This window comes from Enterobacter chuandaensis (assembly GCF_003594915.1).
GTDB classification, from domain to species: domain Bacteria; phylum Pseudomonadota; class Gammaproteobacteria; order Enterobacterales; family Enterobacteriaceae; genus Enterobacter; species Enterobacter chuandaensis.
The window spans coordinates 103730-125032 of record NZ_QZCS01000005.1; the positions used below are offsets into that span (position 1 = coordinate 103730).

The following is a 21303-nucleotide window of genomic DNA, read 5'->3' on the forward strand; positions in this document are numbered from 1 at the left end:
GTTCCTTGTGTGTCTAATCAGTTCCGCAGGGAAGAAATTGTGCTGCGTCAGAGAGGGTGTGCAGCAAAGTGGTGTCCTGAGGGTTGCCCATCCATACCGCCAGGGCAGTATAGTTATCCTGGGCATTCCCCTCCTGTTCGCCATTCTTTTGAATGATTTGGTTCATTAAGGTCAGCCACTCCTGCGGCGTATTGACCATGTGCAGCGACTGCTTCATTTGCTCTTCGCTGACGCCGTGCCAGAACCCGTCGGTGCAGAGTAAAAAGGCATCGCCGTCTTCAACCTGCACCACGTCGCTGTAGCTCGCTTCCGGTCCGCCGTTTTCAATTCCCAGCGCCAGATACAGCAGGTTGCTGTTGAGATCGTCCGTCTGATGCCCCGCATCCTTCATCTGCTGCACCAGGCTGTGGTCGGTGGTCACGTGCCACAGCCATCCCCGGCGAAACAGGTACAGGCGGCTGTCGCCGGCATGCGCCCAGTACGCCAGCCCGTAGTCCCGGTCTATGAACAGGCTGACCAGCGTCGTGCCCATCCGGCGATAGTCCTGAACGGCCTGCTGTTCGCTCAGAATGGTGCGGTTCGCCGTCTGCACGTAGTCGCGAATATGCTGCGCGTTGAGGTGTTTGTCGCCATCGAAGCGGGAGATAATGCTGTTGCGGGCCAGTTCCGCGGCGACTTCACCACCGGGCAGCCCCGCAATGCCGTCACAGACGACAAAGCAGGCCGAGCGTTCCCCTATGGTTTCTCCCGTCTGATCCTGGTTGCTGGCGCGCGTCCCCTGGCGGGAGAGAGAAGCGGTTGCGATATTCATTTGTCTTCCGATCCGCTCTGTGAGTCTTTGTACTGATTCACCTCCATGTCATACGCATGAAGGAAGGCTTCGCCGAACAGAGTGTGGAAGTCATCCTCAATCTCGCCCGCCGTCTCGCCATAGCTGCGAACAAAATAGTCCCACAGGGCGGCTTTGCGGCTCCCCGGCAGCGCCAGACGAGAGGTCATGCCGTTCTGCTTCGCCTGCTCCTCCAGCTGTTCCGGGTTAAAGGACTGCAGCATCGCGGCGATGATGGCGCGGATACCGGAGATCATCCCCAGCTGGTGCGCCTGAAGGTCGATTAGCGCGTCGCGCACCGATTTGGTCGGCGGCATAAAGCCCGGCATCGGCGTGCCGAACATCTGGATCAAGACGGTTTTGCCGGTCGGCAGCAGCTTGAACGGGTTGTTGGCATCGTCCAGCACCATGGTCATATCGGCTTTTACGCCGCGTTTGAGTATGGAGCGAGACGAGAGCAGCGCCACGGTGCCCTGCGAGAACATGCCGAGGATCTGCCCCAGCTGACGCATATTTTCCCGGTCAAACTGCGGAACCGGCTGCATTTCGCTGAGGCCCATGCCTTCCAGCAGCGCCTCCAGCAGTTCGCCCTGCAGCACCTCTCCCTTCTCGCCGTTATTCGCGGTGGCGGTTGATGAAGCGGCGTTATTGACCGGGTCGATGCGCAGACGCCCCTTCGGCGCCTGAGCGCTGCTGCGCGCAACGGCCTGCGGCGTAGGCATGGTGAAGCCTGCGTAATCAGGCCGCGCGGGCTCTTCTTCACGCGGAGCTTCCTGTGGCTCGGGGGCAAACAACGGCGAACCGGCAAGCACGTCCTCTTCCTGCTCCGGTTCAGGTACTGGCGCGGGCTTTTCGTCAATAATGTCATCCGGATGGGTTAACGGCGCGCCGCCCATCAGGCCGAGCGGGTCATCATTGCGCGCGGCTGGGGCACTGGCCGAGCCACCGAACAGCGCTAACGGGTCGAGCTCGTCCGCCGCGTCTTCTTTAGGTGCGGGCTGCCCCTCAACCGGCGGCACCAGCGTGGAAGGCGTCACGTCGTCAAAAATGCTCTCTTTTTTGAACAGCGCTTCGTCGCTGAACAGCGTGTCCGGGTCGACGTTCTTACGCTCAAGCGTTGGATCGCTGTCGTTGAACATCGCCAGCGGATCTTCGGCATTACGCTCCGGCGCTGCGGGCTGGGAGAACGGATCGTGCGATGCCGCAGGCTGCGGTTTTGCGCGGTTGCTGGAGATGCTGTCGGAGATGGAGAACTCCTGCATCAGGCTGTCCCAGATTTCCGACGGCACGGCGGTCGGTTCAGCCTTGCCGCGTGGCGCAGGGCTCGCGGCCTTAGGTTGCGCTGCGGGCGCAGCGGGTGCAGCTGTTGGACGCGCCTGCTGCTGCATGCTGGCCGCCATACGGCTCACCGGCTGCGTATCGTGGATCAGTTCGGTGACTTCGATACGGTAGTCATCAATACCGAGGATGTCGCCATCCTGAAGTTCAACCTGACGTCCCCGCTCCAGCGGAATATCATTTAATACCACGCGGGTAACGCTGCCACGGTTGGTGACGCGGCATTCGCCCTGAGCGTCAACGTGGACAATGGCCTGCAGACGCGAGATGGTGCGGTCATTGTCAGGCAATACCAGATTGTTATCCGTACCGCGCCCAATGGTGCCGCCCGGGGCGTAAAAATCACAGCTGCTCTGCGGCGGCTGATGACCGGGTTTCGTAGAAATAATCGTGAATCGCATGGCGTATTCCTGCTGGTATGATTAGCGCTCAAACGCTGCCGCTCTCGGGGATGAGAACGGCGGCGTTTGGGGTCAACCCAAAAAGCATTATTTAAATCTTCAATGTAAAATTATATTTCATTAACGCTTGCTAGTATTAAAAGTAGTACAAACAAAGCCGTAGCAACTTTAACCTTTCTTTTATATGAATTAATCCAGGATAATTCGAAGTTAGATAAAACAATATTGCAAGATTGAGGTTCAAGCCAGCGTGATTCCGTCAGTTTTATACGTTCACCCCGCAGAAGCCTTGATAAAATTGTGGTGCGAAAACCAAACCCCCAAAACCCAAGATTTTTCCAGGTCTGATAATCCTCTTCCTTGAGCAAGTTTATCTGAATTAGCAACTCATAGATTTTATCAACTTGACCGGAATGTTTCTGGTAATCAACATAGAACGTTAGCACAAGGATTATAAATATTGCAAAAACACAGATAATAAAAGCAGAATATATATTATCAGCAATCACGCTATTCACCGCTAAAGATTAAATTATTCATTTGTTCTCCTACAAATCCTCCAACCTTTGTGCCCCCCGCGGCCCCCACTGCGCCGACGACCAGACCACAAACGAGGGTGCCTGTCCCCGCTGTTGGTACGCCTAATGCAAGACAAACAGGAGCAGCAAGTGAGGAGCCTAACGCTGCACCAGCAACACCGCCCCCAAATTTGCTATATTCACTCACTGCAACCTTGCCACATTCATGTTCTCTACCTAGAGTGCATGCGTAATAGACTTCGTTAGTCGTATTCGCAAAAGAAAAACCTAATGCAACCCATCCACCTGCTTTCATATAAACTGCAATTCTGGACGCCCGGTCGATATATGTTGAGTACCCAGGAATCGCACCAATACCAACCGTACTCCATTCATGAACAATTGATTTTGTAGAAAGTCCCAATGCTCTTTTAAGATCCGCATAATCTCTAAATTTGAGCTGTTTTTTCGTAAGTTTGTTTAATAGTGGTTTGAGTTGTGCAAGAAGAGCATTACGTTCTGCATAAAACTGCTGCCCAATAAGAGCACCTTGTGTTCGATACTGATTTTGATACGTCTTTTCGATTTTAATCAAAATACTTTCAATTTGTTTAAAGTAAGACACCCCCGCACTGCTTGCATTCCCTACTAAGGTATCACCCCATGCAGTGATGGCGGCAATATTATCAAAATTATTCTTTAAAAATTCAGCGGTAGAGCCATCAATAGTTGCAAGCGCGTTGTTTACTTTCTGTTTAGCAATAGCTAACCCATTAATCTGATGTGATTGATTATCATTATGTGGATCCGCAACAATTAATATCTGTCCAGGTTTGACCCAAGCTGTATCTTTGTTCAACTGCATGAAATACTCGGATTTTTCATTGCGTGAACTACCAAACAGTTGTCTTGCCTGAAAATCCAGCGTACCCGGTTGCTGTACTACACAGTAGCCCGGAGCAACCTTTGATTGATTTGCCATGAAAGAACTCCCTGTATCTCAACTAAAACGCATAATTAAACGGTGAAATGCTATTTTTGGGCTTTCAGCGGACGAATCGCGTCGCTATTGACGATTAAGCTGCACTTCAATACCTGATAATGACCCGACTGAGTACCGCCCACGTTCTCTTTCAGTAAAGTTGCAATCACCTTGTCAGCTTTTTCAAAATTTTCAGCAGGCAGATCGCTTGCTTCCAGCCATGCGGCCGCGCTGGCCTCTGCATCATCTTTCAGACTTTTACTGTCCGCGATCTTACTGATGCACCGATTTTGCACCCAGTTTTCAAAAATTTGTTGCTGAGAAAAAGCGCTGATGGCAGGCAGCGTTTGGGCATAAACAACAGAGGCATTTAATGCCAATACGAACAGCAGTAAACGTTTCATTTCAGGCTCCAGAATGTGGCGTTGGTAGGAATAAATGAACCATTACCCGGCGAACCAAGGAAATGACAGTCATCAGAACAAATATTACCATTCCAGAGTGTTACATGACCGGTTGCGTCGCTCCAGCCATGCCCGGTAAAGATGATAATGCCTTGCTTGCCTGCAAATTGCGCTGGCGTTGGGGAAGAGACCGACATATCTGCATTGCCCAGTACCGTGGGTAGAAATGCAATCATATCTTTAACGCGGAACATATAGCGCTTTTTGTCGTTTCCGGTCACTGTCGCATATTTACTGTTAGAAGGAATTGGAATGCCACAGTAATTTAAAACGTAACTCATACGAATTGGGCAGGCATTTTTAAAGATACCGGCGTCGATATTATGCTGAACTTTTCCACCCAATAATTTGCCAACCTGTTCTACGTTTACGTTCACTTCTCTGAAACGGTTCCAGGCGGCACCAAAAGCAGGACGCATATGAGACATCAAGTTCTCCCTGGTAAGATGCTCAGGATGGTGCTGCCGTTCTCGGGGCGGGAACGGCAGCGTTGGAGGGGCAATACATTCTATTCAGTCTGCGTAAGCCTAAACTGGCCTGCAGAATCTTCTATTAAGATGAAGCGGGCCGCATAACGAACAGAATCGCTTTTACCCGACACTCTCAGGGCAACATCATATTCTCCGGCTTGCCACGCAACACCATTCCACTGGTGACACTGTTGGGTCGTTAACGTCACCTCAGGGCTAAACGTAGAGGGCGGCGATATCGTTTTCCATTCATTTCCGGCGCGTTTCATAACGGTGGGCGAATGGCTGGTAACAGGCATTTCTAACCCAGAGTTAGCGGGAATAGCAAAGCAGGGTTCATTGTTTTTAAGCGTAACCTCAAGCGATCGATATTGTGCAGGATGAGACACACAAGCGCTTGCCATTAACGTGACCGCCAAAACACCGTAGAGCTGTTTCATAACCATACCCGCCGATCCTTAGGATTTTTGAAATACAGAGATAACACCTGCTGATATTTATCCTTGAGATCCGGCCCGATAATCCCTTCAAACCCGGCAATGTTTCGAAAATCACCCAGACCGTAATTTATCAAATAATAAAAATCTGAAATGATGGAGGCCTGCTGCTCCATGCCAAAGTCCGAGAGCTTTTTATCCGGGGGCAAAGAGTAATTATAACTGGCAGCCCAACTGAATGCGCCTCGGGTTCGGACATTCATTCCAACCTGATGCTGTAGCACATGCACCATCTCGTGAATAAACCAGTGTTTATATCGTGGAACTTCTATAGAGAAATCATCCCGATAATGCGGCTCACGAAAATACAACTCACCATTGGGTGTCATCGCGACATCTGTGGACTGCATATTAAATGGCAAATAGCTTTTATTATGGACTTTAACTACTGAATATTTTATTGCGTCACCAAAAACCGAGCGAGCCAATGCTATTTCGCCAATGGTGAGAGGACGGGCGCCTCCTTCCTGCAAACTTGCCATGCTATCTTCCTTGCCGGTAGATGATGACCGGGGAAAACTCCCCGGTCACATACGCAATTATGCTTCTTTGTTTTCTTTGATGTTCCAGCCAGCGCTGCTTTCAGCACCTTTACCACCAGACGTGGTCTGCTCCCAGTACTGCTGTTTCACTTTCGCAGCCTGGAATGCGTAGGTCACACCCACGGTGTCGCCGTTGTCAGCCCCGGTGTACTGAACAGAGGTTACCAGTACATCTTCCAGCGTAATACGGGAGTATTCCACCTGCTGGCCGCCCGCTTTACAGACGGACAGTTCAACTTTCGTCAGGTGTTTACCGCTAGCGCAGTGTTTCAGGATAGCGGTGGTGGATTTGTCGATCAGTGCGTTAACGTGCAGGTCGTTAAAGTTAACTTTACCGGCACCGCCGCCACCGCCAACGCTCATATTACCTGGCTGGGAAGCGCCCCAGGAGAAGGAGGTAATATCAGTCCAGCCGGTGTGGTTAGAATCTTTAGATTCGCCCGTAACACCCTCGACCTTCAGAAACATATCAATAGCCATAATATCTACTCTTCGTGGATGAACAATATTGCTTTCGAAAAAGCACTTATATGGCAAACAGGAAAGCATGGGGCTGAATAAAACCGTCCATATTTTACCTCTGCCTCATATCAAACGACCCGTGTCATTTGACAGTCTTACATTCCCCCGAAATAACGGAATGAATGTGAAGTCTTTATTACCGTGCGTTATTGTGGAACCAGTTAAGGACAGCATTAACAATTTAGCCGTCTTTCTTGCCGGGTGGCGCTTTGCTTACCCGGCCTACATTGCGCAACGATATCAATAAATTGCACGCTTCATTGTAGGCCCGTGCAAGCGTAGCGCCGCCGGGCGAAACTCACAAAACGCACGTTGTCAGCAGGCTGACGCTCTTACGCGTCTTTCGTCTTCAGCGACGGCAGTTTAGAAACCAGACGCAGAGAAACGGTCAGACCTTCCAGCTGGTAGTGCGGACGCAGGAAGAACTTCGCGGCGTAATAGCCCGGGTTGTCTTCGATCTCCTGCACCTGCACTTCCGCCGCCGCCAGCGGTTTACGGGACTTGGTCTCCTGAGAGGAGTTAGCCGGGTCGCCGTCGACGTAGTTCATCACCCAGTCGTTCAGCCAGCGCTCCATCTCTTCGCGCTCGCGGAAGGAGCCAATTTTGTCGCGCACGATGCACTTCAGGTAGTGGGCAAAGCGGCAGCAGGCGAACAGATACGGCAGACGAGAGGCCAGACGCGCGTTGGCGGTGGCATCCGGATCGTGGTACTCCGCCGGTTTTTGCAGAGACTGCGCGCCGATGAAGGCCGCGAAGTCGGAGTTTTTGCGGTGCACCAGCGGCATAAAGCCGTTTTTCGCCAGTTCCGCTTCACGACGGTCGCTGATGGCGATCTCGGTCGGGCACTTCATGTCCACGCCGCCGTCATCGCTCGGGAAGGTGTGGCACGGCAGGTTTTCCACCGCCCCGCCGGACTCCACGCCGCGAATCGAGGTGCACCAGCCGTACTCTTTGAAGGAGCGGTTGATGTTGGCCGCCATCGCGTAAGCGGCGTTCGCCCACGAGTAGCTGTTGTGGTTCGCGCCGTCGGTCTGCTCTTCAAAATCAAAGCTGTCCACCGGGTTGGTACGAATGCCGTACGGCAGGCGCGACAGGAAGCGCGGCATCACCAGCCCCAGATAGCGGGCGTCTTCAGATTCACGCAGTGAACGCCAGGCGGCGTATTCGGTGTTCTGGAAGATTTTGGTCAGGTCGCGCGGGTTAGCCAGCTCCTGCCAGGACTCCATCTGCATCACGCCCGGTGCGGTACCGGTGATAAACGGACAGTGGGCCGCAGAGCCGATACGCGCCATTTCGCCCAACAGCTCAACGTCCTGCGGGCTGTGGTCGAAGTAATAGTCGCCGACGATGCAGCCAAACGGCTCGCCGCCGAACTGACCGTACTCCTGCTCGTAGATTTTCTTGAAGATCGGGCTCTGGTCCCAGCCCACGCCCTTGAAGCGCTTCAGGGTGCGGCCCAGCTCCTGTTTGGAGATGCTCATAAAGCGGATCTTCAGCATCTCGTCAGTTTCAGTGTTGTTCACCAGGTAGCTCAGACCGCGCCAGGCGCTCTCCAGCTTCTGAAACTCTTCGTGGTGAATAATCTGGTTTACCTGCTGCGACAGCTGCTCATCGATACCGGCGATCAGGTTCTGAATGGTGCGGTAGGTGTCGTTGGAGAAGGTCACGGTATTTTCCAGCGCCTGCTGCGCCAGGGTTTTGACCGCGCTCTCCACGGCGGAACGCGCCTGGTCGGTTTTCGGGCGGAACTCTTTGTTCAGCAACGCACTGAACTCATCCTGGCTGAACGCCTGACCCGCCTGCTGCTCATGTTGTTGAGTCTGGTTGCTCATCGATTATTCCTCGCTACCTTTCGCGCTTTCGTCATTTTTCGGCAACTGGCTCAGGGATTTGAGCAGCGTCGGATCCTGCAGAATTTTTGCGATCAGCTCTTCCGCACCGTTTTTGCCGTCCATATAGGTCAGCAGGTTGGAGAGCTGTGTACGGGCTTCCAGCAGCTTGTTGAGCGGCTCAACCTTGCGGGCTACCGCATCCGGCAGGAAGTCGTCCATGCTGTCGAAGGTCAGATCCACGTTGAGCTTACCTTCGCCGGTCAGGGTGTTATCCACCTGGAACGCCACGCGCGGCTTCAGCGCCTTCATGCGTTCGTCAAAGTTGTCGATGTCGATTTCAAGGAATTTACGCTCGTCGACGGCCGGCAGGTTTTCCACCGGTTTGCCGACCAGATCGGCCATAACGCCCATCACGAACGGCAGCTGAATCTTACGCTCTGCACCGTAGATCTCTACGTCGTACTCGATCTGCACGCGGGGGGCACGGTTACGTGCGATGAATTTCTGCCCACTGTTACTCATTGCCATGATGTTCTCCATCAAAGATGCGCGGTGAAGGTGAAACGGCAGGCTCCATGCCTGTCGTCATAATGCCTGGACGCGTTATTCGCGGCGTCCAAAGATGTTTTCCAGTTGGTTAACGCCGTCTGGCGCCAGGTCGCGAATAATGTCCATAAAGTTAAGTTCTGACAGCCGCTGCACCCGTTCAATCATCAGCGGTGCGGGGTGGCTCGGTTCGTACTGCGCAAAATACTGCTTCGCTTTTTCCAGCATCAGCTGCGCGTCGGCGCGGCTGGTGACCTGCACGCTGCGCCAGTCGGTGACCGGCTGAACGGGCTGCGCTGCCGAAGGCTGCGGCTCGGCGTGCTGTTCAGCCTGCGCCTCACGGTTCGGCAGCAGCTTGCTGATATCGGTCACCTGACAGGCGCTGGCGACCAGCCCCACGGTTTTCAGCAGCTGTTCCATTTCCGGTACGCCGCTTTCTCCGAGATGCCCGATGAGCAGCTCGCGGATAGCCAGCAGTCGTTCGTTAATGACGATAACCGCTGCGGTCCCCGGCTGGTCGCCGCGGGCCAGTTCGTCAATCAGTCTTGGACGTCCACCCGGATAGTCCGGGCACTCGGTTTTACTGCCGTCCAGCAGCGCCTGGGCGTCACGCAGCGAAATTTCATCGCCGTTTGAACGCAGCAGCGAGGCGTTACGTACCGCGACGGTGAGCTCGGATTTATCGCTCAGCCCTGCCAGAGCGTTAATGCGATAGAACGGGTCGGTCTCTCCATACTCTTCCAGCAGCGGATAGAGCGGCTCCCAGTAGCGTGCAATCGCTTCCTGCACCAGCAACAGCCCGTCCGCGTAGCCCGCAAGGCCGCGACGGCGTGTCCAGGCGTGGGTTAACGCCAGCATCACGCGAAGATCTTTAGTACGGCTCAGCAGGCTGGTAGCGAATTTTTCTACCGTGTTCCAGTCCGCTGGCTCTGCCGGGATGATGGTGTCGCCAAACTGCTGTTCCGCTTTCCCAAGGCTTGCCTGGTTCATCGCCTGGAAGTCAGCGTCGTACTCCAGATTGTCGCCACAGGGCTTGTCGGAGCTTACTGGCGCGAGAAATTCTTCGATGTTCATACGTTCCCTGCTTATTCAAACATGGGCGGATAAAGGCCGTGACGTCCCGGACGGGCGCCCCCTGCCGGGTCGAACAGCAGGGTGAAAAGCTGCCCGGTGAAGTTGCCGCTATGAACGTGGGTGTACAGCGGGTAACCGTCGCAGCGGTTGGTCCACCAGTAGCTGGTCTGACGCAGCGGGTCAAAACACTCTGCCGCCTGCGGCCAGCCCAGCGTGTTCTGGCCGTCCTCGTCGTAGCCAATCACGTCGAGGATGTCGGAACGCTTCTGCGGCTCGACGGGCTGCGGCGCCGGAATGGACATCAGCATCTCATCCAGCTGCGAGGCGGAAAAACTGTTGCGCACCGCGTGCAGGCCCAGACGTCCAATCTGCTGATACCAGCTTTCCGCCTGGCTGAGCAGGCTGGTCGACCACTCTGACGGGGCAAAGCTGAGCTGAATGCAAACCGGGTAGTGTCGGCCAACGCTGTCGCGGCCGGGCAGCAGGCAACCCATCTGGATCATCTGGCTGCCCAGCATCGGCGGGACGACGAAATTCCAGACCGGTGCTTTGGTGAACTGGCGTTCGCCGCTGCGCTGCTCTTCCTGCTGCCAGGCCAGCAGGCCAACCTGAAACCAGTGCGACCACTGGCGCTGTAAAGTGTCAGGAAAGCGACGCTGCAAAAAATCTCCGGCGCTGGGTAATTTGCCATACCAGCTGTAGCGGTTCATCGCAGGGGTATTCGTCATACGGCTGTCCTTGCGGTTATGGGCATGAGAAACGGGGAAGCTGGAACGGGTTGCGAATGCTGTTTGGCGCGAACTCCAGCGTGACCTGATGACCGTCGACGTTGAAGGTGGCCTGACGGCTCAGGCTTCCCGCGCCCGGGCTGGTGCGCGCTTTATCGAAAAAGCGATTGAGCGCCCAGGCACCGTTGGTGACCAGCGTCGCGGTGCTGCCGTTAGCCAGACCCAGCTGCATACGGACCTGGTTGGTGCCACCCGGCCCCGGCCAGTTCATGATCTGCACGGCCTGCGGACCGTGGCTGTAGCGCAGCAGCTGGCCGTCAACGTCCAGCGTCAGGTTCAGAATGGTGTTATCCATCCTCACGGTGCGTACCGTTACCTTGAAAGACGGCGTGGTCGCGCCGTTAGCAAAGAAGGCGTCGCGAATCGACTGGGCCTGCTGGAACGGTCTCAGCAAACCTTCGCTGCCCGGCAGGGTTTTACCGTCGATGCCCGGCATAAAGCGCCAGTTTGCCTGGGTGGTATCCACTTTGCTGGTCAGGTTGTCGCGAAAGAAGGTGTCCATCAGCCCGGTGCCCGGCGCAAACATGCGGGCGAGATCGTCCGGAGTGACCTCGGTGCTGGCGCTGCGCACCAGCGGGTAGCGACCGGCGATCGCCTGACGGCAGAATCCGCCCACTTCGACGTTAATCCGCTTACGCACGTTTTCCAGGTCACGGCGCTGGGTATCGCTGCTGGCCCCCACCGCCATGTTGCTAAACATGGTTTGCAGTCCGCCTGGCAGTCGACCGGCGCTGGCCTGCAGACGGCTGATCGCCTCGCCGCCCGGTGCCGGCATACCGCTGTTGGCGGCGTCCTGCACGGCGGTCAGGTAGCGATAAAGCTCATCCACCTGCTTAAGAAAATCATCAAAGACGATGGTCTTGCCGCCCTTCTCCAGCGGCTGGGCCAGCTCAATCATCGGCGCGAAGTGGTCCGTTACCAGCTGCTCAGGTGCCTGAGTAATCGCGGCCGCCTGCGTCGGGGCATTGTCATTATTACTGAACAGCGCTTCCAGCGTGCGGGTGGCGCGGTTGCTCTGCGCCTGCGCTTTACCGGCATCTTCCGGTGCCGGGGTATCGCGGGAGAGCGTCAGCACCTGGCTCAGGTTCTGCACCAGGCGGCGCAGGGGAGAGTTTGCGCCAGAGAGCAGGCGCGCGGTGTTGATGCGCTGGGAAAGATCGGCGCTGTTGTTTAGCTGGATGTCGGCGAGAAAGCGATCCCAGTTCGCAATAAAGTCGCGCATGTAGAGCTGGCGCACGGCGTTATCGATCTGCTGTTTATCTTCCTGCGCGGTCGCGGCGCCCAGCACCCAGGCATCGTCTTCATGCAGGGCGGTCGTCACGCTGTCAATCTGCCCGTTAAAGCTTTTCCAGTAACCGTCCGGCGTATAAAGACCCGGAACGCCTTCGCTCACCGGCTTACCGCTTTTGCGGGAAAACACCAGCTCGCTCTGCGGCCCGCCCAGGTCGGAAAGGGAGACCGGCTTGAGGTTGTCGTCATGTTCCAGCAGGCGCTTCAGGCGACCGTAGACGCGGGTTGAAAGCGGCTGCTGGTTGATCAGGGCTCTTTCGCGCGCCACCAGGGATTCGTCCTGCGCGTACGGCGAGGCCTGAATTTTCGGCTCCAGCAGCTGGGTGAGATGCCATTCGAGCTGCTGCAGCTGCGCCTTCGTGACGTTTTGCGGCAGGTTGCGCTGTAGGTTGAGCATTACCCAGGAGTGCAGGAATTTGCCGTCGTAGTGCTTCGGCTGATAAAGCATCTGATAGGCTTTCAGCGCCTCGTAGCTGTACTCAACGTCGCTGCCGTTATCGTTGCGCAGCCAGGTGGTGATGTGCATAGCAACGGCAGGCAACAGCAGCTGATCCAGCGCCTTCTGGTACAGGGACTGGGAAGCATCGCTGACGTCATCCCCACGGTAAAGCCCCATGCGGCGGGAGACTGGCGGATCGTTGACATCAAACGCGTCGCTTTTCGGCAGGTCCACCAGGCCATTCAGCAGAGGCAGCAGATCGAACAGGTCACGCTGCGGCTGGTTTTGCAGCGCTTTGCTCTGCTGGTCCAGCAGCGGCACCTTCGCGTCCACCTCTTCCAGATAGGACTTGTTCTTGGCATAGCTGGTCAGCCACAGCCCGCCGAGGATCGCCAGCAGGGCCAGCAGCGCCGCGTAGCCGGACCAGATCACCGCCCGGTTGCGCAGTTCCCACCAGCGGTTTTCCCCGGCAATCCCGGCTTCCTGGAAAATAACGTTTTGCAGCAGATTCTTGATGAAGAAACTCTGGCCTTTCGCGCCCGGGATTGGAGCCTCTTTGCTGACCGAATCCCAGTTATCGCTCTCTGCCCCTTCTGGCAGGGAGAGCGCGCGGTTCAGTTCGCCCATCACGCGGTCGAACGGCATACCTTCCTGCGTCCCGCTGGCGAAGTAGATCCCGCGCGGCGAAAATTCGGTTTCAAAGTTGGAGCGGGCGAAGACCGTGCTCAGGTAGTCCGCCAGCAGCGGACGCAGCGCGGCGAACTCCTGCGGGAAGAGGTACGCTTCGGCGCGGGTTTTCGCGTCATGCTCTTTCAGCATGGTTTCCGGCAGCCCGGCATCGAGGCGCTGCTGTAACAGAGAAAACTCCTGCTGGAAGTTGCCCATCAGGTCGTAATCGGCGTGTTTGGTCTGCTCCCATGGCAGCGTGAAGCCCCAGATCTGGTCGCGCTGCGCTTTGTCATAGTCGGCAAACCAGGCGCGGAAACCTTTGAGCAGGTCGGCCTTGGTCACCATCACATACACCGGGAAGCGGATACCCAGCTGTTCATGCAGCTCGGACAGACGCTGGCGCAGGTTCACCGCCTGCTGGCGGGACGCTTCGGCAGACTGGGTCAGCAGGTCCGAAATACTGATCGTGACGATGACGCCGTTGATCGGCTGGCGGCGACGGTACTTGCGCAGTAACCCCATGAACTGCAGCCACTCACCGGCGTCCTGCACCTGCTCGCTCTCCTGGGTGGTGTAGCGACCCGCGGTGTCCAGCAGCACGGCCTCGTTGGTGAACCACCAGTCGCAGTTGCGCGTCCCGCCGATGCCCCGCAGCGCGGTCTTACCGAAACGGTCGGCCAGCGGGAACTGCAGCCCGGAGTTCACCAGCGCCGTGGTTTTACCGGAGCCCGGCGCGCCGATAATGACGTACCACGGCAGCTGATAGAGATATTGCGTGCTGAAGCGCTGGGTCCACTGGGCGCCCTGGCCCGCTTTGCTGAAGTGCGCTTTTTTAAGCATCTGCGCGGCTTCATCAAAACGGCTGGCGAGGATCTGCTCCTCGCTGTTCAGGCGCTGCTTCGGATCCGCCGCCTCCGGGCTGGTGGTGTTCTCGTTGAGCTTGTCCATCAGCTTGCGGTTCAGCCAGGCGTTATAAAGACGCGGCAGAATATGGCCCTGCGCCCACAGCAGGTAGACCACGGCGATACTGATGATGCGGTTCTGTTCGGATTCGAGCGGTCGGGTGTCCACGATGGACAACAGCGGACCAATCATCCAGATCACCGCCGCCAGCGCCGTTACGCCGAGGAAGCTCCACAGAATGCGGTTGGTCAGAATGGAAAGAAGTGTAGTCAGCATCCTTAGTTTCCTTGCGGCAATCCGTTCAGCTCGGCCTGGGTGTTTTCAGGCGACACCAGCAGAGTAATTTCCACACGGCGGTTACGGGCGCGGTTTTCCGGCGTCGTGTTCGGCGCCACTGGGTTAATCTCGCCCCGCCCTTCCGCCTTCACGCGGCCTGGCTGAGAGAGGCTTCCCTGCAGCATTTTCTGTACGGAGCGCGCGCGTTCCAGTGACAGCTCGTAGTTCGAGGCAAAGCGCGCGCTGCGGATCGGCACGTTGTCGCTGTAACCCACCACCAGAATTTTGCCGCTGACGTTGTTCATCGCCTGCGCAATGCGGTTGATGACCGGTTCATAGCGGTCGCGCACGACGGTCGAGGCGGAGGCAAACAGCCCGTCGCCCTTCAGGATAACGACGCTGCGATCCGCTTCGTCTTTCACCGCCACCAGGCCCGCCTCGATTTCAGGCTTCAGGAAGCCGCGCAGGTTCAGCACAGCGGGTAGCTGGCGGGCCGGTTGCTGAATAGTGGTTTCCGGCAGCTGAGACTGATAAATCTTCGCCAGCACCGGGTTGGTGTTATCGCCAAGACGCCAGTTAAGCACGATATAAAACAGACAGGCGATAAACCCGGCCAGCGCCACGCAGGCCCACAGGGGAACCATCGGACGCCAGAGCTTGCGCAGCACCGGACGATCTTCCGGATGGGGAGAAAGCGGCGGCGGGTAGCTGCCGCGCACGCCGCGGATCATCTGCCACAGCCGCTGCTTGATGGTTTCAAGCTGGGTGCGGCCATTGTCCAGCACCCGGTAACGCCCCTCGAAGCCGAGCAGCAGGCAGTAGTTGATCATCTCCAGCAGCAGAATATGTTCGCGCGGGTTCTGCGACAGGCGCGCCAGCAGCTGGAAGAACTTCTCGCCGCCCCAGGTTTCGTTATGGAACGTCACCAGCAGGCCATTGCTGGACCAGACGCCGCTGCTGCCCCAGGGAGTAAGCGCGGCGGCCTCGTCCAGCGCCGTACACAGGCAGTAGCGTGCCCCGACGATCACTTCGTAGGGCAGCCCCGCCTGCTGACAGCGGACTTCGAAACGGCGGATCTCATCGATCAGGCGCTGGCGTAACGCCACCTGATCGTCATGGGATACCGAATGACGGATCTGCGGAATCGCATTGAGCAGCGGGTTGGCGGCCGCCACCAGCGGGTTGTTGCTACTGGCTCCGGTAAACGCGGCATCACTGCCGGTGTCCTGTCGTTCCTGCATATTAAGCGCTCGCTTTATTATTCTGTCGGGCTACGGATGGCCCAAAACTCCATATCCAGCCCCGGGAATTCACCCGCAAGGTGCAGGGCGAATGCGCCGGACTTATCCATCTCGTGCCACAGCTCGCTGCCCTTCTCCAGTTCAAAGTAGCTGTAGCCGGCATGCCACGGGATCTGCGGCGGCGCGACCGGCATGGCGCGCAGCATAATGCCCGGCAGCTGCAGCTGGACCAGATCGCGAATTTTCGAGACCGGCGCGATTTTCATCTGTGCCGGGAAATGGGTCTGCAGGTGTTCACCAGGCACGTTGGCTTTTACCGCCAGCACGAAGCCGAACTCGCGCACCATGCTGGTTTCAGGAACGGTGGCGATGTTCAGGCCATGCGAGCGCTCGTTAAGCGGCAGCTGAATGGCGTGGTCTTCCATCACCAGCGACAGCCCCTGACGGAGCATCAGCATCAGCTTGCTGAAGCAGTTCGCCAGATCGTCATGATCGTAAATCGGCAGTACGCTCTCGGTGGTGCGCTGCGACGTCCAGGTCGCGAGCTCGGTGGCAAACGGCAGCCAGCTGCGCCAGAGGGTTTCCGGGTGCAGCAGCGGCAGCGTTTTTAAATGTGAAACCTCGCCAAGATGACGGTTCACCAGCGAAAGCAGCGTAAACTCAATCAGTTCGGAGGTGTTAAAGCGGCCAGGCTGGCGCAGGCGGCCACCAATCTGCTGGCTGCGCTGCACCAGCAGGCCGTGCAGATCGTTGATCATGCTGTAAATCTGCGGGCTGTTATTGGCGTTCAGCATCGGCGGGATGTAGCTGTTATCCAGCCGCACGTGGTTGTCGTTGCGTTTTTCCGTCACAAATGCCACGCCGATGGCGGTCCATTCTGCCGTGAGGTCTTTTTCCAGCATCAGCGTCAGGCGCAGACGGCCAAACTGGACGGTGGCATCCCCCACCGACATGGCGTTATCGTCTTCCACCTCCTGCTCAAACGCGACGAAGCGCGCCAGCGAGGCAGGTTCTTCGCTGAAAATCACCTCTTCCCGCTCGCCACGACGAACCGGCAGCGCGAGCACCACCTTTTCGTTGGTGAGATTGTCAGGAATTTTAAGCGGCGCAGGACCGTTGCGTCCGTTGCGGACCTGGAAAAAGGTGCCGTCCGGCAGTAACCCGCTGCAGTAGCTCAGGGCGATGCAGCCCTGGCGCAGCATCGCTTCGTCCAGTTCAACATCGAGAAAGCCCCAGAGATACGAACGCTGCAGCGCACCCCACTCACGAACATGGTTGAGCAGATAACTTTCAGTCCGCTGAAAATGGTGTGGTCGCAGGAACATGCCTTCGGTCCAGACGACCTTTTCTGCTTTGGTCATGATGATGTGTTTCCTGTTGTGAAGCGCGTTACTGGCTGATGACCCGAATGCCGTTTACGTCGAGAAAGACGTTGGCCTGGAGTTCATCCGCGGACCATTTCCAGAACTGGTAGAGATGATTTTCGCCCGGCACAGGCAGAGGAAGTGAAACGCGCCATTTTTTTCCATCCAGCTTCTGATATTCCGCCATCACGCCGATATAGCGCGCCTCGGGATCGCTCTGACCGCTGAGGGTTTTCGAGAGCTGTCCCGGCATCAGGAAGAAAACATCGCTGTTCAGCAGATTCGCGCCAAGCGTGGCTGACGCGTTGTTCTGCAGGGAATAGAAGTCGCTGGACATGAAATCCGCATCGGATTTCAACAGCAGCACCCGGACTTTAAGCGGCGCAGAATCATTGATTTGTGGATGAGCCTGAAACTGCAGATTGTAGCGGGAAGGGTCGCTGTGTGAAGACGACGTACAACCACTGACAAGGGCGAAAATCACCGCATAAAAGCCTAACCACAGCTTATGAAAATTTTTATTATTCATAAAAATACGCTCAGGAAAGCCGTTTAGTTCAGGATCCAGGTACCGTTAGCGCTGTCTTTGCAGGCTTTGCTGTTGCCATCCACATCGACACAGGTCGCTTTTTTACGCGCCTTAGGACGAATGGCCTGTTTACGAACGGTAGCTTCGTACTGGTCGGCTTTGATAACGGCACGCATCGGAACGTAGCCAATCAGCTGGTCGTTCCCCTCATCGGCGAGCGCCATCCAGTAGTGTTCTACCTGCCCCAGCACCACGTAGGTTTTGCCGGTTTCCAGCGTACGGATAACCTTTCCGCCAAAATCAGGACGGCTCATCAGGGAGGCCGGGTACATAGCACGGTAAGGCTCGTTGAGCTGAGTGAATTCCGTTGGCGGCACCACGGCGTGACGGTGAGTCAGAGTGACGCCGTTGACCTGGCTGGTCACGATCGTATCGTCGGTCACCGCGGGTTTCTGTGGCGCTTTACAGCCCGCCACCGCCATTACAAACAGAAGTGAAAACAGTACGCGCATTTTCATATGCTTTTCCGTAGCGATATTTTGATGATGGAGATAAAGGGGATGAAGTTTGACTTAGGTGCTATCGTTAAAATAGTCAGGATAATTTCGAGGCGTTACTAACTTAAAGACATAGCTACCGCACGAGCCCTTCAGAATAAGGCCCAGCGTCTTCCTGACATATTTTGACAAACGGTAAACAAGTTTACATGAGCTTTGCTCCAATTCAATATTTACCGCCTCGTAAGTGGTGGTAATTGAAGCAGTCGAAACATTATAGGATTTATCTGATAAAAAAACCCGACATGGCCTGGATCGCTTTATTCCTCCAGCTTACAACCTTATAACCCACTGTTACTAAAGCAGAAAATTCAAAAAAGAACTGATTTCATTAACGCAATAATGCTATTATCGCCACTACCATAATTAGTAGAATTGTGGTTTTAGTGATGTCAGAAGAATATATGAAGATGAATTATTTGTTGCACTAACAAGGTATCTTTAATATTTCCCGGATTACCCGATCACAGCATCGCTATTTTACTGATGACGCGCACCTTTAATTTCACGGCTCAAAATAACTTATATCTCATGTTGTGATAATTACTCTGAAAGTCACGATACATTTCCATCAATCATTAAGCCTGAGTAAACATTCCCGTCACTATTTTGTTTCCTGAAGCCCATATATCGCCTGTCAGCCGCGATATTTTCACTTTTGGAACGACCGTTACTTTCATTCGAAATTTCACCTGCGCTAAATATTTTCTCACTTGACGCTATCTATCCTGCCTACCGGGTGATAGATACAATTTATTATTAAAATGATAAAAATTCGTTATAATTTCTTTAAATAGTTACGCACAAACCCTTTTAACTCATTGTTATAAAATATGATTACAGGCAGGAGCCGTAACTCAACTGCATGGATATCCACCCCTGCCAGTCATTGTTTTGGCTTATTGCCCAGCCGTTGCGCGATCAAACCCGTCAGGAGTATGTATGAACACGAAAAGACGCTCAGTTCCCGGTATCCGACACTATGAGGGTCCTGCCGGCGGCTGGGGCGCATTAAAAGCGACGGCCATTGCGGTGCGTACCCAAATGGACACCCTGGACGCCCCAGCGACGCTGCTCCGTACTAACCAGCCGGACGGTTTTGACTGCCCCGGCTGCGCGTGGCCCGATAAAGAACACAAATCCACATTCCAGTTCTGCGAGAACGGCGCGAAAGCGGTGACCTGGGAAGCGACCAGCAAACGCGTGACCCCCACGTTTCTGGCGGAAAACAGCGTCTCTTCACTATTGGCTAAATCGGATTTTGAGCTGGAAGGTTACGGTCGCCTGACGCATCCCCTGCGCTACGACCGGGCCAGCGATACCTTCCGCCCTGTCGACTGGGAAGAGGCATTTCAGCGTATCGGCGAGATTTTACGCGGGCTCGAACCGGACCAGGTCGAGTTCTATACCTCCGGGCGCGCCTCCAACGAAGCAGCGTATCTGTTCCAGCTCTTCGCCCGAGAGTACGGCACCAATAACTTCCCCGACTGCTCGAATATGTGTCACGAGGCCACCAGCGTCGGCTTGCCGCGCTCCATCGGTATTGGGAAAGGCACCGTCTCGCTGGACGATTTCGACAAGACCGAGCTGGTCATCTCCATTGGCCATAACCCCGGCACCAACCATCCGCGAATGATGGGTACCCTTCACGAGCTGGCCCGGCGCAACGTGCCGATTATTATCTTCAATCCGCTGCGCGAGCGCGCCCTGGAGCGTTTCGCCGACCCGCAAAGCGTGATTGAAATGGCAACCTATGGCTCAACGGACATCGCCTCGACCTATTTCCAGGTGAAGGCAGGTGGCGATGCCGCCGCGCTGAAGGGCATTGCTAAACACCTTCTGGAGATGGAGGCCGAACGCGGTGGCGTGCTCGACCACGCGTTTATAGCTGAACATACTCAGGGCATTGAAGATTTTGCCGCCGATATCGCGCAAACCCGCTGGGACGACATCGAGCGCGAGTCGGGGCTCAGCCAGGCGGCGCTCCTGAAAGTCGCAGAGGCCTATGCCAAATCAAATGCCACCATCATTACTTACGGAATGGGGATCACCCAGCATAACAAAGGCACGGCGAACGTCCGCCTGATTGCTGACCTGCTGCTGCTGCGCGGGAACATCGGCAAGCCCGGTGCGGGGATCTGCCCCCTGCGCGGTCACTCTAACGTTCAGGGGAACCGGACCGTCGGGATCAGCGAGAAACCTGCCCCGGCCTTCCTGAACCGTCTGAAACAAGTGTTTGGTTTTGAGCCGCCCTCTCACCACGGACACGATGCTGTGCAGGCCACGCAGGCGATGATCGACGGTCGTGCGAAAGCGCTCATCTGCCTCGGCGGTAATTTTGCGGTTGCGATGCCCGATCACGAACGGGGCTTCCCGGCGATGGGTAACCTGGATTTGAGCGTGCACGTCGGGACTAAGCTGAACCGCACGCATCTGCTGGTGGGCAAAGAGACCTATATATTCCCGTGCCTTGGCCGCACCGAACTGGATATGCAGGCCACCGGCCGTCAGTCCATTACCGTCGAAGATTCCATGTCGATGGTGCATGCTTCCTCCGGCAAGCTGAAACCCGCCTCGCCGTTGCTTCGTTCGGAACCCGCCATCGTCGCTGGCCTCGCGAAGGCTACCCTGCCGGAAACACGCGTGGACTGGCTGACGCTGGTCGAGGATTACGACCGCATCCGCGATCTGATCGAGCAGACCATTCCGGGCTTTGAGAACTACAATGCGCGGATCCGGGTTCCGGGAGGCTTCCGCATGCCGTTGCCACCAACAAAGCGTATCTGGCCGACAGCGACGGGCAAAGCGATGTTCTCGGTATTTGATGGCGTACACGAAAACGCCAGCGGTGAGGGCGAGCATGTGCTGCGCCTGATCACGCTGCGTAGCCATGACCAGTACAACACCACCATTTATGCCCTCGATGATCGCTACCGTGGCGTCTTTGGCCGCCGGGACGTGCTGTTTATGAATGAAGAGGATATGGCACAGTCAGGGCTGGAACACGGTGACCGCGTGGATATCGAAACCGCCCTCCCCGGCAGCGTTCAGCGCCTGGAGGATATTACGGTGGTGGCGTACAGCATCGCGCCGGGCACCGTCGGCGCCTATTACCCGGAGGCGAACGTGCTGGTGCCGCTCGATTATCTCGATAAGGACAGCGGGACGCCGTCGTATAAATCGGTTCCGGTTCGCATTACCCTGCGCTCGAAAGAGATCCGCATGCTGTAAG

The 21303-nt window shown here is 56.0% G+C and carries 19 protein-coding genes; 1 reads left to right on the top strand and 18 read right to left on the bottom strand.

Going from position 1 to position 21303, the window contains the following annotated elements; genetic code table 11:
- Positions 1-13: 13 nt before the first annotated feature.
- The 18 genes from D5066_RS10050 to D5066_RS10135 all read right to left on the bottom strand — a co-directional run bounded on the left by D5066_RS10050 (position 14) and on the right by D5066_RS10135 (position 18032).
- Complete coding sequence (locus D5066_RS10050; protein WP_023336024.1) at positions 14-811, bottom strand: PP2C family protein-serine/threonine phosphatase; 798 nt, start codon at positions 809-811, stop codon at positions 14-16.
- Positions 808-2568, bottom strand: a complete 1761-nt coding sequence (gene tagH, locus D5066_RS10055) for a type VI secretion system-associated FHA domain protein TagH (RefSeq protein ID WP_119915856.1) — start codon at positions 2566-2568, stop codon at positions 808-810. The genes D5066_RS10050 and tagH overlap by 4 nt, the downstream gene beginning before the upstream one ends.
- Before the next feature lie 110 nt (positions 2569-2678).
- Positions 2679-3077: a hypothetical protein gene (locus tag D5066_RS10060; protein ID WP_119915857.1), complete on the bottom strand. Its 399-nt coding sequence runs from the start codon at positions 3075-3077 to the stop codon at positions 2679-2681.
- A gap of 1 nt (position 3078) precedes the next feature.
- A complete protein-coding gene (locus D5066_RS10065) occupies positions 3079-4068 on the bottom strand; it encodes a hypothetical protein (RefSeq protein ID WP_119915858.1) in 990 nt (329 codons plus the stop codon).
- Between the two features lie 50 nt (positions 4069-4118).
- A complete protein-coding gene (locus D5066_RS10070; protein WP_119915859.1) occupies positions 4119-4472 on the bottom strand; it encodes a T6SS amidase immunity protein Tai4 family protein in 354 nt (117 codons plus the stop codon).
- Complete coding sequence (locus D5066_RS10075) at positions 4469-4960, bottom strand: type VI secretion system amidase effector protein Tae4 (protein ID WP_023330611.1); 492 nt, start codon at positions 4958-4960, stop codon at positions 4469-4471. The genes D5066_RS10070 and D5066_RS10075 overlap by 4 nt, the downstream gene beginning before the upstream one ends.
- Before the next feature lie 80 nt (positions 4961-5040).
- Positions 5041-5448, bottom strand: a complete 408-nt coding sequence (locus tag D5066_RS10080) for a putative T6SS immunity periplasmic lipoprotein (protein WP_080329394.1) — start codon at positions 5446-5448, stop codon at positions 5041-5043.
- On the bottom strand, positions 5439-5981 hold the full coding sequence (locus D5066_RS10085; protein ID WP_119915860.1) for a hypothetical protein: 543 nt from the start codon (positions 5979-5981) through the stop codon (positions 5439-5441). Before D5066_RS10085 ends, D5066_RS10080 begins: the two co-directional genes overlap by 10 nt.
- Positions 5982-6038: 57 nt before the next feature.
- Positions 6039-6521, bottom strand: coding sequence for an Hcp family type VI secretion system effector (locus tag D5066_RS10090; RefSeq protein ID WP_008502640.1), 483 nt, complete (start codon positions 6519-6521; stop codon positions 6039-6041).
- A gap of 374 nt (positions 6522-6895) precedes the next feature.
- Entirely contained in the window at positions 6896-8395 is a 1500-nt protein-coding gene (gene tssC / locus D5066_RS10095) for a type VI secretion system contractile sheath large subunit (protein ID WP_014884232.1), read from the bottom strand.
- A gap of 3 nt (positions 8396-8398) precedes the next feature.
- On the bottom strand, positions 8399-8923 hold the full coding sequence (tssB, locus tag D5066_RS10100) for a type VI secretion system contractile sheath small subunit (RefSeq protein WP_008502644.1): 525 nt from the start codon (positions 8921-8923) through the stop codon (positions 8399-8401).
- Between the two features lie 75 nt (positions 8924-8998).
- On the bottom strand, positions 8999-10015 hold the full coding sequence (gene tssA, locus D5066_RS10105; RefSeq protein ID WP_119915861.1) for a type VI secretion system protein TssA: 1017 nt from the start codon (positions 10013-10015) through the stop codon (positions 8999-9001).
- A gap of 11 nt (positions 10016-10026) precedes the next feature.
- Positions 10027-10743 carry a type VI secretion system-associated protein TagF gene (tagF, locus tag D5066_RS10110; protein WP_080329397.1) on the bottom strand — a complete coding sequence of 239 codons (717 nt, stop codon included), beginning with the start codon at positions 10741-10743 and terminating at the stop codon, positions 10027-10029.
- Between the two features lie 16 nt (positions 10744-10759).
- On the bottom strand, positions 10760-14380 hold the full coding sequence (gene tssM / locus D5066_RS10115; protein WP_119915862.1) for a type VI secretion system membrane subunit TssM: 3621 nt from the start codon (positions 14378-14380) through the stop codon (positions 10760-10762).
- 2 nt (positions 14381-14382) lie between these two features.
- On the bottom strand, positions 14383-15621 hold the full coding sequence (locus D5066_RS10120) for a DotU family type VI secretion system protein (protein WP_119915863.1): 1239 nt from the start codon (positions 15619-15621) through the stop codon (positions 14383-14385).
- A 17-nt stretch (positions 15622-15638) separates the two neighbouring features.
- A complete protein-coding gene (tssK, locus tag D5066_RS10125) occupies positions 15639-16982 on the bottom strand; it encodes a type VI secretion system baseplate subunit TssK (RefSeq protein ID WP_080329400.1) in 1344 nt (447 codons plus the stop codon).
- Between the two features lie 28 nt (positions 16983-17010).
- On the bottom strand, positions 17011-17514 hold the full coding sequence (gene tssJ / locus D5066_RS10130; RefSeq protein WP_119915864.1) for a type VI secretion system lipoprotein TssJ: 504 nt from the start codon (positions 17512-17514) through the stop codon (positions 17011-17013).
- 23 nt (positions 17515-17537) lie between these two features.
- A complete protein-coding gene (locus D5066_RS10135; RefSeq protein ID WP_119915865.1) occupies positions 17538-18032 on the bottom strand; it encodes an SH3 domain-containing protein in 495 nt (164 codons plus the stop codon).
- Between the two features lie 981 nt (positions 18033-19013).
- On the opposite strand from D5066_RS10135, the gene D5066_RS10140 reads away from it, so the two are divergent.
- On the top strand, positions 19014-21302 hold the full coding sequence (locus tag D5066_RS10140) for an FdhF/YdeP family oxidoreductase (protein WP_119915866.1): 2289 nt from the start codon (positions 19014-19016) through the stop codon (positions 21300-21302).
- Position 21303 lies beyond the last annotated feature (1 nt).

Excerpts from the sequence above, each read along its gene's own strand:
- D5066_RS10090 (WP_008502640.1), bottom strand. The coding sequence starts at position 6,521 with ATGGCTATTGATATGTTTCTGAAGGTCGAGGGTGTTACGGGCGAATCT.
- D5066_RS10120 (WP_119915863.1), bottom strand. The coding sequence starts at position 15,621 with ATGCAGGAACGACAGGACACCGGCAGTGATGCCGCGTTTACCGGAGCC.
- D5066_RS10070 (WP_119915859.1), bottom strand. The coding sequence starts at position 4,472 with ATGAAACGTTTACTGCTGTTCGTATTGGCATTAAATGCCTCTGTTGTT.
- D5066_RS10135 (WP_119915865.1), bottom strand. The coding sequence starts at position 18,032 with ATGAAAATGCGCGTACTGTTTTCACTTCTGTTTGTAATGGCGGTGGCG.
- D5066_RS10075 (WP_023330611.1), bottom strand. The coding sequence starts at position 4,960 with ATGTCTCATATGCGTCCTGCTTTTGGTGCCGCCTGGAACCGTTTCAGA.
- tssJ (WP_119915864.1), bottom strand. The coding sequence starts at position 17,514 with ATGAATAATAAAAATTTTCATAAGCTGTGGTTAGGCTTTTATGCGGTG.
- D5066_RS10140 (WP_119915866.1), top strand. The coding sequence starts at position 19,014 with ATGAACACGAAAAGACGCTCAGTTCCCGGTATCCGACACTATGAGGGT.
- tagF (WP_080329397.1), bottom strand. The coding sequence starts at position 10,743 with ATGACGAATACCCCTGCGATGAACCGCTACAGCTGGTATGGCAAATTA.
- D5066_RS10080 (WP_080329394.1), bottom strand. The coding sequence starts at position 5,448 with ATGGTTATGAAACAGCTCTACGGTGTTTTGGCGGTCACGTTAATGGCA.
- tssB (WP_008502644.1), bottom strand. The coding sequence starts at position 8,923 with ATGGCAATGAGTAACAGTGGGCAGAAATTCATCGCACGTAACCGTGCC.
- tssM (WP_119915862.1), bottom strand. The coding sequence starts at position 14,380 with ATGCTGACTACACTTCTTTCCATTCTGACCAACCGCATTCTGTGGAGC.
- tssC (WP_014884232.1), bottom strand. The coding sequence starts at position 8,395 with ATGAGCAACCAGACTCAACAACATGAGCAGCAGGCGGGTCAGGCGTTC.
- tssA (WP_119915861.1), bottom strand. The coding sequence starts at position 10,015 with ATGAACATCGAAGAATTTCTCGCGCCAGTAAGCTCCGACAAGCCCTGT.
- D5066_RS10065 (WP_119915858.1), bottom strand. The coding sequence starts at position 4,068 with ATGGCAAATCAATCAAAGGTTGCTCCGGGCTACTGTGTAGTACAGCAA.
- tagH (WP_119915856.1), bottom strand. The coding sequence starts at position 2,568 with ATGCGATTCACGATTATTTCTACGAAACCCGGTCATCAGCCGCCGCAG.
- D5066_RS10050 (WP_023336024.1), bottom strand. The coding sequence starts at position 811 with ATGAATATCGCAACCGCTTCTCTCTCCCGCCAGGGGACGCGCGCCAGC.
- D5066_RS10085 (WP_119915860.1), bottom strand. The coding sequence starts at position 5,981 with ATGGCAAGTTTGCAGGAAGGAGGCGCCCGTCCTCTCACCATTGGCGAA.
- tssK (WP_080329400.1), bottom strand. The coding sequence starts at position 16,982 with ATGACCAAAGCAGAAAAGGTCGTCTGGACCGAAGGCATGTTCCTGCGA.